Genomic DNA, 13,450 nt, shown 5'->3' on the forward strand with positions numbered 1-13,450 from the left:
GATGGCATTTCAGACGCGGGGCGGCGATCCGTTGTTCGACAGTGACATGCAGGCTGCGATCGAAAAGCGCGGCAAGGAACTGGTCGGGGTGCTACTGTTCGCGGCAGGCGTGGTCGCAACGCTGGCCTTCGCGACATATTCGCCCGACGATCCCTCCTGGCTCTCGGTAACCGACGGACCCGTGCAGAACCTGCTGGGCCGTGTCGGCGCGGGCCTGTCTGCGCCGTTCTTCATGATCCTCGGTCTGGGGGGCTGGGGCTTCGCCATCCTCGCCCTCGTCTGGGGTCTGCGTCTGGGCCTGCACCGCGGCACGGACAACGCGCTGTCGCGCCTGGTGTTCGCGCCGATCTGGATCGTCCTGCTCTCCGTCTTTGCCGCCTCCCTCGTTCCCGGCAGCGACTGGAGCCATTCCTTCGGCCTGGGCGGGCTCTTCGGTGACACGGTGCTGGGCACGATGCTCGGTGTTTCGCCGCTGGATGCCTCCGCCGGGCTCAAGGCGCTGTCGCTGGTCACCGGGCTCGCCGTCGCCCTGCTCGGGCTCTACGTGCTGGGCGCGACCCCGCGCGAGGGCCGTCTGGCGCTGCGCCTCGTCGTCTATGCCGTCATCATGGCCTACGTGGGTATCCGCAAGCTCATGGGTCAGGGCGCGAAGATGAGCTGGGCCGCCGCCATTGCCGCGCACAGGACCGGCCAGGTTCTGCACCAGCGGCATCGCGAAGCCTCAGCCGATCGCGCCGTGCGTCGCGCCGAGCGGGCCGAAGCCGCCGCTTTCGCCGCCGCCGAAGCCGAGGCTGCCGCCGCCGAGGCCGCCCGCTATGCCCCGGAACCCGAATACGCCGCGCCTGCGCCGGCCCCGACGATCCGCGAGCGCCTGACCGGCATCGTCCGCCGCGCAGGGGGGCATGACACCTCCTACGACGAGCCCTACGCCTATGACGTCGACGACACCGCCGACGTCGAGGCGTGGGAGGCCTATCAGGCCGACCAGCGCGCTGCGGCTGCCCCCGTCGCGCCCGCGCGCCAGCCCGCCCCGGTCCTCGCCGCGCCGCGCCGCGCGCCCGAGCCGCAGGCGGTTCCCGCCGAGCCTCCGATGCACCGCCGCCCCACTCCCGCGCAGCCCGGCCCCCGCCTCGGCGGCGTCACCCGCGTCACCGCCTACGAGGAGGTCGTGGAGGAGGACGAATTCGAGGAGTCCGCGCCCAAGCCCGGTTTCCTGAGCCGCCTGCCCGCGATGATCCGGCGCCCCGAGAAATCCCAGATGCCCGCGGGCTTCGTGGCGGTGGACGACGACCTGAACGATGCATCCGGGCTGCCGGTCGACGATCGGATCAAGGCCAAGATCGCCGATGCCGTGCGCCAGCGCGCCCGCACCTCGTCGCGCCTGTCCGCACCGACGCATCAGCCGGTCACCCGCGGCCGCGGCCGTGGTCCGGATCCGCTGATCCTCGGCCACCGCGCCGAGCCGCCCGTGACGTCCGCGCAGGCCGCTGTCGCGCCGCAGCCCCGTGTTGCGGCACCGGCACCTGCACCGGTCGCCGAGCCGGAACTGGTGGAAGAGGACGTCTACTATGCCGCCGGTGACGAGGCATATGACGAGGCGGACTACGGCCACGAGGCAGAGGATATGCCGATGGCCGAGGCCCCTGCCCCGGTGATGCAGGCCCCCCTGCCCCACGCGGAACCGGCGCGTCGCGTCGTGCAGCCCGCCATGCGCAAAGCCCCTGCCCCCTCCACCCGCGCCAAGGCCGAGGCACAGCCGCAGCTGAAGTTCGAGGAGCCGGCGGTGCAGTACGAACTGCCGCCGCTGAACCTGCTGATGGACCCCTCGGGCATCAAGCGTCACCACCTGAGCGACGAGGCGCTGGAAGAGAACGCCCGGATGCTGGAATCCGTGCTGGACGACTACGGCGTGAAGGGCGAGATCGTCAGCGTCCGCCCCGGCCCCGTCGTCACCATGTACGAACTGGAACCCGCGCCGGGCCTCAAGGCCAGCCGCGTCATCGGGCTGGCCGACGATATCGCACGGTCGATGTCGGCGCTGTCAGCCCGCGTGTCGACGGTGCCGGGCCGTTCGGTCATCGGGATCGAACTGCCCAACGACAACCGCGAGATGGTGGTGCTGCGCGAGATCCTCGCGGCGCGCGAATTCGGCGACAGCCACATGAAGCTGCCGCTGGCGCTCGGCAAGGACATCGGCGGCGGGTCGGTCGTCGCGAACCTCGCCAAGATGCCCCACCTGCTGATCGCGGGGACCACCGGGTCGGGCAAGTCCGTGGCGATCAACACGATGATCCTGTCGCTGCTCTATCGCCTGACGCCCGAGGACTGCCGACTGATCATGATCGACCCCAAGATGCTGGAACTCAGCGTCTATGATGGCATCCCGCACCTGCTGTCGCCGGTCGTCACCGATCCCAAGAAGGCCGTCGTCGCGCTCAAGTGGACCGTGGGCGAGATGGAGGACCGCTACCGCAAGATGTCCAAGATGGGCGTCCGCAACATCGACGGCTACAACGGCCGCGTGGCGGATGCGCTGGCCAAGGGCGAGACCTTCAAGCGCACGGTGCAGACCGGGTTCGACGACGAGACCGGCGAGCCGGTGTTCGAGACCGAGGAAACGGTGCCCGAGAAGATGCCCTACATCGTCGTCATCGTCGACGAGATGGCCGACCTGATGATGGTCGCGGGGAAAGAGATCGAGGCCTGCATCCAGCGTCTGGCGCAGATGGCGCGGGCGTCGGGCATCCACCTGATCATGGCGACACAGCGCCCGTCCGTGGACGTCATCACCGGCACGATCAAGGCGAACTTCCCCACCCGGATTTCCTTCCAGGTGACCTCCAAGATCGACAGCCGCACGATCCTCGGCGAGATGGGCGCGGAACAGCTGCTCGGCCAGGGCGACATGCTCTACATGGCGGGCGGGGCGAAGATCCAGCGCTGTCACGGGCCCTTCGTCAGCGACGAGGAGGTCGAGGAGATCGTGAACCACCTCAAGGCCTACGGACCGCCCGATTACCATTCGGGCGTGGTCGAGGGGCCGGACGAGGATGCGGAGAGCGACATCGACCTCGTGCTGGGGCTCGGCGGCAACACGAACGGCGAGGACGCGCTCTACGATCAGGCGGTGGCGGTGGTCATCAAGGACCGCAAGTGCTCCACCTCCTACATCCAGCGGAAGCTGGGGATCGGCTACAACAAGGCGGCGCGCCTCGTGGAGCAGATGGAGGAGGAAGGGCTGGTCAGCCCGGCGAACCACGTCGGCAAACGCGAGATCCTCGTGCCGGAGCAGTAAGCCCGGCGAAGATTTCGGCCGGGCTGCGCCCGACCGACCAAGGAGGGGGGCGCTGCCCCCCTCTTGCGTTTGCAGGCAAACGCAATTCACCCCCCGAAGTATTTGAGACCAGAAGAAGCAGGGGAACCTTGTCGCGTTCGTGAAAGTTGGGCGCTGGTGTGTGAAGGCAGTAAGGATTATCTTTGGCTCATGTGGAAAAAACTCGCTCTTGCCCCCGTGATCGCGTTTGCGCTGGCCCTGCCCGCGCAGGCGGAGAAGCTGCCACTCGGTCAGATTTCGTCCTATCTGAACGCGATGAAGACCGCGCAGGCCAAGTTCACGCAGGTGAACGGGGACGGGTCCATTTCGACGGGCACGCTTTACATCAAGCGGCCGGGCAACGTGCGGTTCGAATACGATCCGCCGGAAAAGACGCTTGTGCTGGCGGATGCCGGGGCGGTCGCGATCTTTGACGGCAATTCGAACACCGGGCCGGAGACCTATCCGCTGGACCACACGCCGCTGTCGATCATCCTGGCACAGAACGTCGATCTGGGCCGCGCGCGGATGGTGACCGGGCATGCCTCGGACGGCAAGACGACGACCGTGACCGCGCAGGATCCGGCGCATCCGGAATACGGCAACATCCAGATGGTGTTCACCGGCAGCCCGGTCGAGCTGCGCCAGTGGGTGATTCAGGACGACTCCGGCTCGCTGACCACCGTCATCCTCGGCGAGTTGCGCACGGGTGTCGGCATCGCGAACAACAAGTTCAGCATCGAGGGCGAGAAGTCGCGTCTGCGCGCGGACCGGCGCTAAGCCGGTCTCGCAAGCCTCAGCACCATGTGGGTCGCGTCAGGCGCGGCCACATGAGCGGAGTTGCAGGCCGTAGGTGATGGCGCGCGCTTCCATCCGGTCCGCGACCGCCAGCAGCCAGGGCTTGCCCTTGTAGGTGCCGCGGGCGTAACCGGTGGGGCCGTCGTGATAGGCGAGGTACTGGTTGCGGACGTCGTTGATCGGGATCCCCAGCCGCTCCTGACTGCGGGTCATGTACCAGCCCATGAAATCTGTCGCGTCGCGGATGTCGTCGCGCTTGGCCCGGCGGTTGCCGCTCTCTTCCCGGTATTCGTCCCAGGTGCCGTCCAGCGCCTGGCTGTAGCCATAGGCCGAAGACTGGCGCCCCATCGGGATCACCCCGAGCGCATACTGATGCGGTGTCTTGGCGTTGCCGATGAATTTGCTTTCCTGATGGATCATCGCCATCAGCACCTCCGGCCGGACGCCATAACGCCGCTCGGCCGCCCTGAAGGCGCGCATGTATTTCGGACGCTCCTGCACGATGCTGCAGGCGTTTTCCAGATCGCGCGGCGCCGTGTAGTTGCCACCGCCGCAGGAGGCCACAAGAAATAGGATCATTGCGGCACGGAGACTTCTGCCCATCTGCCCCTCGCCAACTGCTCTGCTTTTTTCGGGCATTGTAACGGTAACGCGGGCAAAGCGAAATCACGATTTCGAAGGCTGTGGCGGCGATGTGGCGCCCGCGTCAGAGGCTACAGGACCGCGGCGAGGATCAGCGGCAGGTAGATCACCGAAGCCAGCGTCGAGGCCACGACCAGACCGGCCACCGCGCCGGAGTCGGCGCCGTATTTCTCGGCCAGCAGGTAGGAGGTGACGGCGACCGGCGTGGCGATCTGGACGACAAGAACCGCGAAGGCGGTGTCATCCAGCCCGAATGCACGGCCGAAGATCCAGGCCACGCCCACACAGAGCGCGACCTTGACCAGCGACAGCCCCATCGCCTGTACCAGCCGTCCGGGATGCAGCCGCGCAACCGCGACGCCGAGGGTGATGAGCATCAGCGGGATCGCCATCTGGCCCGTCAGCTCCAGCGTGTTGGTCACCCAGCGCGGTGTATGCCAGCCCTGCCACAGGAACAGCCCGCCCAGCACCGTGGCCCAGAGCAGTGGCTCGCGCAGCGCACGGGTCACGGAGCCGCCGCCGGAGACCACCCAGATGCCGAAGGTGAAGGACCAGATCGCCATGACGGCGAAAACCACCACGGCATAGGACAGCCCCGTCTCGCCGAAGGCGAAGAGCGCCAATGGCAGGCCGATGTTGCCGGTGTTGCCGAAGATCAGCGGCGCGAGGTAGCTGCGGAAGTCGAGGCCGGCCAGCTTGACCAGCACGGCGGCCGCAACCGTCAGGGCCGCATAGGCCGCCACAGCAGCCAAAGACAGGGCCGCCAGCGCCTGCGGGTCGATCGAGGTCTTCATCAGCGCGGTGAAGATCAGGCAGGGCACCGACAGGGTCATCGCCAGCCGCGTGACGAAGTCCACGCGGTATTCGAAGCCTGCTTTCACCCATGCAAAGCCCACGCCTGCCAGAATAAACACCGGCGCAACGATCTGAAGCACTGTAAAAGCGAGGTTCACAGACTGTTTCTCCTTAAATCTGAAGGGAAATTGGACAAGCCCCGCGGTTTGGCGCTAGTAGTGTCGTTAAGGGGCTGAAGACATGTTAAAAGCACGCGCGAAATATCACTTGGGTCAGGTGGTACGCCACCGGAAACATCCGTTCCGCGGCGTGATTTTTGACGTCGACCCGGAATTCAACAACACTGACGAATGGTACGCGGCGATTCCCGAGGACAGCAGACCGTCCAAGGAGCAGCCGTTCTACCACCTGCTGGCCGAGAACGATCAGAGCTACTACGTGGCCTATGTCTCGGAACAGAACCTGGTGGAGGACTATTCGGGCGAACCGGTGGATCATCCTGATATTCCCGACCTTTTCGGGCCGTTCACAGACGGGCACTATCCCCTGCATTTCCAGCTGAACTGAGCGCCCGGCCCACCCTGACGGCAGGCCGGACACGGGATCAGTAGCCGATGGCACAGCCGTCCTTGCGGGGATCGGAACCGGCGATCAGGACACCGTCGGGCCGGATGCGGATCGCCTGTGCGCCACCGAGCGGTTCATCCGGAATTTGTACTTTGTGGCCAAGCTCTTGCAGGCTGGCGCGGACCGCGTCGGAATAGCCACGCTCGACCTTGAGCACCCCGTTTTCGGTGAAGGCGCGGGGGCCGTCGATCGTTTCCTGCGGGTCGAGGCCGAAATCGGCCGTGTTGGTGACGAACCGCGCGTGACCCGTGGGCTGATAGGCGCCGCCCATCACACCGAAGGGCATGATGACCTTGCCGCGCTCACGCAACATGCCGGGAATGATCGTGTGCATCGGCCGCTTGCCCGGCGCCATTTCGTTGGGATGCCCGTCCTGCAGCGAGAACCCTGCACCGCGGTTCTGGAACAGGATCCCGAACTTCTCGCTGGCGATGCCCGAGCCAAAACCGTGGAAAATCGAATAGATAAGCGATACCGCCATCCGGTCCCGGTCGACCACGGTGATGTAGATCGTGTCGCGGTGCACGGCCTCGGACACCTTGGCCGGGGCCTCGATCACGCAGTCGGGCGAGATCAGAGCGGCAAGCTTGCGCGCCGTGTCCATGGACAGCATGTGATCCAGCCGGGTCATGTGATCGGCATCGGCGAGGAACCGGTCGCGGGCGTCATAGGCCAGCTTGGTGGCCTCAGCCTCCAGATGCACACGCTCCGCGCCCCAAGGGTCGAGCGATGCGATGTCGAACTGGGATAGTATGTTCAGCAGCAGGATCGCGGTCGCGCCCTGACCGTTCGGCGGATGCTCCAGCAGTTCCAGGTCGCCGTAGGAGCCGCCGACGGGCAAGGTCGGCGTGGAGGCTGTCGCGGCGAAGTCGGCGAGTTCGTGCGGTCCGCCCTGCTTTTTCAATGAGTTGACCATATCTTCGGCCACCTCGCCTTCGTAGAAGGCCTTGCGTCCGTCGCGGGCGATGCGGCGCAGCACCTCGGCCTGGCCCGGCGCCTTGAGCAGCGTGCCCACCTCGGGCAGCTTGCCGCCGGGCAGGAAGAAGCGGCGGGCCGTCTCCTGCAGCGTGCCACCCTTGGCGGCGAAGTCCCACGCCACGCGGGACGCGACCGGGATGCCCGCCTCGAAATGCCGGATCGCAGGTTCGAGCAGGGCGTCGAGCCCGAGTTTCCCATAGGTTTCAGACAGATGGCAGAACCCGTCGATCGCACCGGGCACGGTCACGGCCCAAGGGCTGTCGAGGGGCATCTTGTCCAACCCCTTGGCGCGCAATGCGTCTGCCGTGGCTCCGGCAGGGGCACGGCCGGAGCCGTTCAGCGCTTCGACCGGGGCATCGGGGCTCCGGGCGATCAGGGCGAACAGATCGCCGCCGATTCCGGTCATCGCCGGTTCGCAGAGCCCCAGCAGGACCGCGCCGGCGATCGCCGCGTCCATGGCGTTGCCGCCCCGCTCCAGCACCGAGACCGCTTCGCGCGCGGCCAGCGGATGCGATGTGGCGCAGACACCGTTCAGGGCGAGGACCGGGGACCGGCCGGGCAGATGCAGATCGCGCATGAGTTAGTCTCCTTGATTGCGGCGATCCTAGCCGGGCGTGCCGGACGGTCCAGCGCAAAAAAGGATCGTGGCCGCTGCGAGGACGACCACGATTGAATTCGGTAGGAACCTCGACGCCGCGCACTGGGTGGGGGCTGTAACACGCGGCGCCGAGGTGAAGCTATGTGCAGCTACCCCTCCGTTATGACCCTGCTTTCGGACCGCAATTCGATTGAAACAAGGCATTTTCGCGGAACTGGTGTCCAATGAGGGGACAATCCCGAGAGTCAGCCCTGAATCACCGGTGCTTTCCTCAACAAAGGGCACGTTAATCCTCTACGATTCGGCCATCCGGAGCGGAGTGTTCATGCTCTCAGGAAAATTCGGCCCACGACTCGCGAGGATTCGCCTCTCATCGGGATCATCCCCCAACCGGATGGGCCTGCGATGTGTCAGCCAGCCCAGAGTGTCCGCCCGATCGCGATGCGAAAGGTGAGAGTGTTTTCCGCCCCCCGGCGTTCATACCCGATGTCGCGGGCCAGATCGCGGATGATGAACCAGCCATAGCCACCCTCGCGCAGATCGACCGGCGACCGCTGGCCATCCGCAAGATCGGCAAGCGGAACGCGCATGGACGGCATCGGCACGCCCCGGTCGCGGATCAACACGCTCAGCCCGCCCTGCCCGAAGGAACAGTGCAGCATGACAGGGCCCGCACCAGCGTCGCGATAGGCATGTTCGACCACGTTGTTCAGCGCCTCGGCCAGAACCAGCTCTGCCGCGCCGGTTTCGACCTCGTCCAGATCGAGCGGCGCGATCCAGTCGGCAAACCCGGTCAGCGCCTGCCGGACGGCCAGCGCCGAGGCCGTGAACTCCGTCGAAAAGGGATCGGGTCCGGGCCGCGGGGCAGACACCGTCGCCACGCGCCCCATCCCCGGTTCAGCCGGCATGGCCGGGGGCCGCGTCCTGAACCCGGTCATGGATAACGAACACCGTATCCATCCGGGTCAGCCGGAACACCCGGTCCACATTGGGCTGCAGGGACGCAAGTTCCATACGCTGCCCATCGCCCAGCGACTTCATGACCGAGACGATGGCACCGAGCCCGCTGGAATCGATGAACGCCACCTGCCCCAGATCCAGCAGCACGCGGCGCGACCCTGCCGGGACGGCGGCGCGCATCGCCTCCTTGAACCCGATGGCCGCAGCCGCATCAATGCGTGATCCCGCGACCGTCACCGTCGCCGTATCGCCCGACAGGCTGACATCCAGTTCCATCCGTTTCGTCCCGATCGGCCCGATGATCCCGAGACAAGGCTAGACGCCAATCCTTACCATTCGGTATTCAGGTGCAGAACAGAGGAGGTCGATCATGCAGGACGTCGTCATCGCAGGCGCATCGCGCACCGCCATGGGCGGGTTTCAGGGTGTCTTTTCCGGCGTCTCCGCCGCGACGCTGGGCGGGGCGGCCATCGGCGCGGCGCTGGCCGATGCGGGGGCGAAGACGGTCGAGGAAGTCCTGATGGGCTGCGTCCTGCCCGCCGGACAGGGGCAGGCCCCCGCGCGGCAGGCGCTCTTTGCCGCCGGTCTGGGCGAAGAGGTTCCGGCGACGACGCTGAACAAGATGTGCGGCTCGGGGATGAAGGCGGCGATGATCGCCTTCGACCAGATCGCGCTCGGCCATACCGCGACGATGATCGCGGGCGGGATGGAGAGCATGACCGAGGCGCCCTACCTGCTGCCCAAGATGCGCGGCGGCGCGCGGATTGGGCACCAGCAGGTGATCGACCACATGTTCCTCGACGGGCTGGAGGACGCCTATGACAAGGGCCGTCTGATGGGCACCTTCGCCGAGGACTGCGCCGAGGCGTTCCAGTTCACCCGCGAGGCGCAGGACGACTACGCGCTCCGCTCGCTGTCCAACGCGCTGGAGGCGCAGAAATCGGGCGCCTTCGACGGTGAGATCACGCCGGTCACAATCGCCTCGCGCAAGGGCGACACGGTCATTTCGGCGGACGAACAGCCCGCCTCGGCACGGCCCGACAAGATCCCGACGCTCAAGCCCGCCTTCCGCGACGGCGGCACGGTGACGGCGGCGAATTCCTCGTCCATTTCCGACGGTGCCGCGGCGCTCGTCCTCGCTTCGCGGAGCGCGGCCGAGGCACAGGGGCTGAACATCCGCGCCCGCATCCTCGGCCACGCCAGCCATGCGCAGGCGCCGGGCCTGTTCACGACCGCGCCCGTGCCGGCGGCGAAGAAGCTGCTCGACCGGATCGGCTGGACCAAGGACGATGTCGACCTTTGGGAGGTGAACGAGGCCTTCGCGGTCGTGCCGATGGCCTTCATGCACGAAATGGACCTGCCCCGCGACAAGGTGAACGTGAACGGCGGGGCCTGCGCGCTCGGCCATCCGATCGGGGCTTCGGGCGCGCGGATCATCGTCACCCTGCTGAACGCGCTGGAAAAGCGCGGGCTCAAGCGCGGTGTGGCCGCGATCTGTATCGGCGGCGGCGAAGGCACGGCCATCGCGATCGAACGGGTCTGAACAGACGCGAGGCGGTCCGCGAGGACCGATGAACGACCGGAGAACGCCATGCTGAACGGCTCCTGCCTCTGCGGTGCCTGCACCTTCGCCGTCACCGGCCCGGTCCGCTCGGCCTCGGTCTGTCACTGCACCATGTGCCGCAAGATGACAGGGCACACCTGGGCCTCGGCGCAGGCGCCGGAAACAGCGGTGGCGATCAGCGGTCCGGTCGCATGGTTCGAGGCCTCGCCCAAGGCGCGGCGCGGCTTCTGCCCGCGCTGCGGCAGCACGTTGTTCTGGCAGGGGACCGGGGAGACGGCGATGAGCTTCTCGCTCGGCTGCATTGACGGCCCGACGGGGATCCGGCTGGAGAAACACATCTTCACCGCGGACAAGGGCGACTACTACGACATCCAGGATGACCTGCCGCGGCACCCCTGACCGCTTTACGCCGCCCGCCCCTGCCCCTATCTCGGCGGCATGGACAGCTACGCCCCACCCGACACGCCGCTCGACGTGATCCACGAGGATCACGAGATCCTCGTCGTGAACAAACCCGCCGGCCTGCTTTCGGTCCCCGGCCGGGGCGAGCATCTGTCCGACTGCCTGCTGTCGCGCCTGCAAGCCGCGTTTCCCTCCGTGCTGCTGGTGCACCGGCTGGATCGCGACACCTCGGGCATCATGGTCTTTGCCCTGTCACCACATGCGCAGAGGCACCTCGGTCTGCAGTTCGAACACCGCCGCACCAAGAAGACCTACGTTGCGCGGGTCGCGGGCGAGGTTGCGGAGAAGTCCGGCACCATAGATCTGCCGATCGGCGTGGACTGGCCGAACCGGCCGAAACAGCACGTGGATCACGAAAACGGCCGCCCGGCCCAGACCGACTGGCGCTGCCTGCGCAGCGGCGGCGGCGAGAGCCGGATGCGGCTGATGCCCCGGACCGGGCGCAGTCACCAGCTGCGGGTGCACATGGCCGAGATCGGGCATCCGATCCTTGGCGATCCGTTCTACGCGACGGGCCCGGCCCGCGACGACCATCCCCGGCTGATGCTGCATTCGGAAGAACTGCGCCTGCTGCATCCCGACGGTGGGCGCGGCATGGCCTTTCGCGCGCCCGCCCCGTTCTAGTCGGGCAGGTAGCGGACCGAGGTCAGGTCGGCGACGAAGAACGGGAAATACCCCTCCTCGCCAAAGAAATTGCCCGCCTCGTTGTGGAACGGGATCCGGTAGCCCGAGACGAGACGATGGTCGGACAGGGGCCCGCCGAAGGGTTGCAGCTGCCAGACCTTGGCCGGGTTCGCATTGCTCCACCGCTGCAGGACGAAGCTGAGGGGCGCGCCCTCGGGCGACAGTGTCAGGTCGACGGACTGCACCAGCCCCTCGGCCTCGACCGTCACCCGCGCGACATCGGGCGACGGGGCCTCCCATCTGACGCCGGGCCGCGGCAGGACGGCGGCGGGGGTCCAGATCGCGGCCTCGGCCACCGCGCGCCCGAAGGCGGACCGCCGGTGATCCTCGGTCCATCCGGCGCGGGCGACCGGGATCAGGCCGGCAATGGCGAAGCGCGTCCATGAAAGTGCCGCACCACCCGCATCCGAGCCCGAGATCGGCAGGCCGCCTGTGGTCCGCATCTCCCATACGAAACCGCCCGGCAGGGCCAGCACCTGGCGCGCCGTCATCGGCTGGTATTTCGGATCATCCGCATCGCCCAGTCCAAAACTGCCCCGCATCTCGATCTCGGCCACGCGCGCCAAGCGCGTGCCGGGCATGATCGCCCATGTCAGGTAGCGCCGCGCGGGTTCGGGCAAATCCGCCACCATCGCGGGCCGAAAGCGTGGGGCCTCGGTATCGGCCAGCGACGAAAGGCTTTCCCGGAGCGCGGCCACCGCGCGGCGGTCGCCACGCTGAAGCCAGACCAGCGCCAGCAGCGTGGCGACGAGTGCGATTGCAATAAACAGAACAAACTTCACGACAACCTCCTGACCCATGTGGGTCAGGATCGCACCCTGCGGAAACGGCCACCGTGATTTAGATCAGTCGAAACCCAGTTCCGCCCGGATCTCCGCCGAGTGCTGACCGCGCGAGGGGGCCGGGCGCGGTTCCGGGTCGTAGCCTGAGAATCGCGGCGCGGCGACGGCCTGCAGGCCTTCGCCGTTCGCACGGAAGACCCCGCGCGCCTGAATGTGCGGATGCGCCGCTGCCTCCTGCGGTGTCAGAACAGGCGCACAGCAGGCGTCGCTGCCGGCAAAGACCGTTTCCCAGTGCGCCCGCGGCTCGGCGGCGAACATCTCCGCCAGCCGCGCGGTCTGTTCGGGCCAGCTTGCCCGGTCGTTCTGGTCATCGAAGAACGCATCGCCCGCGATCCCCATGAGATCGCGGAACTCCGCGTAGAATTTCGGCTCAAGGCACTGGACCGTCATGAACCCGCCGTCCGCGCAGCGGTAGGTCCGGCTGTAATGCGGCCCGTCCAGCCGGCTCTGTCCCCGCTCAGGCGACAGGTTGCCGGTCGATGCCAGCGACAGCAGCAGGTTCATCATATGCGCCGACCCGTCGACGATGGCCGCGTCCACGACACGGCCCTTGCCGGTCTGCCGCGCCTCCATGATCCCGGCCAGCAGCCCGATGACGAGGTAGAGCGCACCGCCGCCGATATCCCCGACCAGAGTGGGCGGCGGAAACGGTGTCTCGCCCGGTGGCGAGGCATACCACAGCGCCCCGGACAGCGAGATGTAGTTCAGGTCGTGCCCCGCCTGATGCGACATCGGCCCCGCCTGCCCCCAGCCAGTCATCCGGCCATAGACCAGCGCGGGGCGGATCGCCTGACACTCCGCCGGGCCGAGGCCCAGCCGTTCCATCACGCCGGGACGGAAGCCTTCGATCAGGCCGTCCGCCGTCGCGATCAGAGCCTTCAGCACCGCCACGTCACCGGGATCCTTCAGGTCCAGCTCGATCGTCCGCTTGCCGCGTGTCAGCGGCGGCCGGCCGCCGCCGGTCCCGCCGGCATCGCCGCCGCGCTGCACGACGATGACCTCGGCGCCCAGATCGGCCAGCGTCATGCCGGCGAACGGGCCGGGCCCGATCCCCTCGATCTCGATGATGCGGATTCCGTTCAGCATTCTGTTCCCCCTCTGCCTCCGCACGAGGTTTACAGGCTGCGTCCCCAGCGTCCACCCCGCAGGGCGATTGCGTTTCCTGTCTGCACGGTTATGCAAGAGTT

Annotated in this window: 13 protein-coding genes; 6 read left to right on the plus strand and 7 right to left on the minus strand. The window is 67.2% G+C overall.

What is annotated here, in order from left to right; genetic code table 11:
• The first annotated feature begins 1 nt into the window (after nt 1).
• Together ATO6_RS00845 and ATO6_RS00850 are read left to right on the plus strand one after the other, a co-directional pair.
• Entirely contained in the window at nt 2-3,295 is a 3,294-nt protein-coding gene (locus ATO6_RS00845; protein WP_088622062.1) for a DNA translocase FtsK, read from the plus strand.
• A 189-nt stretch (nt 3,296-3,484) separates the two neighbouring features.
• Complete coding sequence (locus ATO6_RS00850; RefSeq protein WP_088622063.1) at nt 3,485-4,093, plus strand: outer membrane lipoprotein carrier protein LolA; 609 nt, start codon at nt 3,485-3,487, stop codon at nt 4,091-4,093.
• A gap of 36 nt (nt 4,094-4,129) precedes the next feature.
• Here ATO6_RS00850 and ATO6_RS00855 read toward each other — a convergent pair whose 3' ends face one another.
• Complete coding sequence (locus tag ATO6_RS00855) at nt 4,130-4,714, minus strand: transglycosylase SLT domain-containing protein (RefSeq protein ID WP_088622064.1); 585 nt, start codon at nt 4,712-4,714, stop codon at nt 4,130-4,132.
• Nucleotides 4,715-4,824: 110 nt separating this feature from the next.
• Nucleotides 4,825-5,706 carry an AEC family transporter gene (locus tag ATO6_RS00860; RefSeq protein ID WP_088622065.1) on the minus strand — a complete coding sequence of 294 codons (882 nt, stop codon included), beginning with the start codon at nt 5,704-5,706 and terminating at the stop codon, nt 4,825-4,827.
• Between the two features lie 82 nt (nt 5,707-5,788).
• Here ATO6_RS00860 and hspQ point away from each other — a divergent pair, with 82 nt between their 5' ends.
• Complete coding sequence (gene hspQ / locus ATO6_RS00865) at nt 5,789-6,115, plus strand: heat shock protein HspQ (RefSeq protein WP_088622066.1); 327 nt, start codon at nt 5,789-5,791, stop codon at nt 6,113-6,115.
• Between the two features lie 37 nt (nt 6,116-6,152).
• Here the strand turns inward: hspQ and ATO6_RS00870 are convergent, their stop codons facing one another.
• From ATO6_RS00870 to ATO6_RS00880, 3 genes are all read right to left on the minus strand, one after another.
• Nucleotides 6,153-7,730, minus strand: a complete 1,578-nt coding sequence (locus ATO6_RS00870) for a gamma-glutamyltransferase family protein (RefSeq protein WP_088622067.1) — start codon at nt 7,728-7,730, stop codon at nt 6,153-6,155.
• 431 nt (nt 7,731-8,161) lie between these two features.
• A complete protein-coding gene (locus ATO6_RS00875; RefSeq protein ID WP_176440782.1) occupies nt 8,162-8,659 on the minus strand; it encodes an ATP-binding protein in 498 nt (165 codons plus the stop codon).
• A complete protein-coding gene (locus ATO6_RS00880; RefSeq protein ID WP_088622069.1) occupies nt 8,649-8,987 on the minus strand; it encodes an STAS domain-containing protein in 339 nt (112 codons plus the stop codon). Before ATO6_RS00880 ends, ATO6_RS00875 begins: the two co-directional genes overlap by 11 nt.
• 94 nt (nt 8,988-9,081) lie before the next feature.
• On the opposite strand from ATO6_RS00880, the gene ATO6_RS00885 reads away from it, so the two are divergent.
• From ATO6_RS00885 to ATO6_RS00895, 3 genes are read left to right on the plus strand one after another with little or no spacing between them, the layout of a single operon-like run.
• Nucleotides 9,082-10,254: an acetyl-CoA C-acyltransferase gene (locus ATO6_RS00885; RefSeq protein ID WP_088622070.1), complete on the plus strand. Its 1,173-nt coding sequence runs from the start codon at nt 9,082-9,084 to the stop codon at nt 10,252-10,254.
• Nucleotides 10,255-10,302: 48 nt separating this feature from the next.
• Complete coding sequence (locus tag ATO6_RS00890; RefSeq protein WP_088622071.1) at nt 10,303-10,674, plus strand: GFA family protein; 372 nt, start codon at nt 10,303-10,305, stop codon at nt 10,672-10,674.
• A 39-nt stretch (nt 10,675-10,713) separates the two neighbouring features.
• Nucleotides 10,714-11,361: an RluA family pseudouridine synthase gene (locus tag ATO6_RS00895; RefSeq protein WP_088622072.1), complete on the plus strand. Its 648-nt coding sequence runs from the start codon at nt 10,714-10,716 to the stop codon at nt 11,359-11,361.
• Here ATO6_RS00895 and ATO6_RS00900 read toward each other — a convergent pair.
• Together ATO6_RS00900 and ATO6_RS00905 are read right to left on the minus strand one after the other, a co-directional pair.
• The gene (locus ATO6_RS00900; protein ID WP_254919039.1) at nt 11,358-12,203 is read right to left on the minus strand and encodes a DUF6544 family protein; all 846 of its coding nucleotides are present in this window, start codon (nt 12,201-12,203) and stop codon (nt 11,358-11,360) included. The two genes, ATO6_RS00895 and ATO6_RS00900, sit on opposite strands and share 4 nt — an antisense overlap.
• A 63-nt stretch (nt 12,204-12,266) precedes the next feature.
• Nucleotides 12,267-13,349: a CaiB/BaiF CoA-transferase family protein gene (locus tag ATO6_RS00905; protein WP_088622074.1), complete on the minus strand. Its 1,083-nt coding sequence runs from the start codon at nt 13,347-13,349 to the stop codon at nt 12,267-12,269.
• Between the last annotated feature and the right edge of the window lie 101 nt (nt 13,350-13,450).

This window comes from Oceanicola sp. 22II-s10i (assembly GCF_002210105.1).
Classification (GTDB): Bacteria; Pseudomonadota; Alphaproteobacteria; order Rhodobacterales; family Rhodobacteraceae; genus Pseudooceanicola.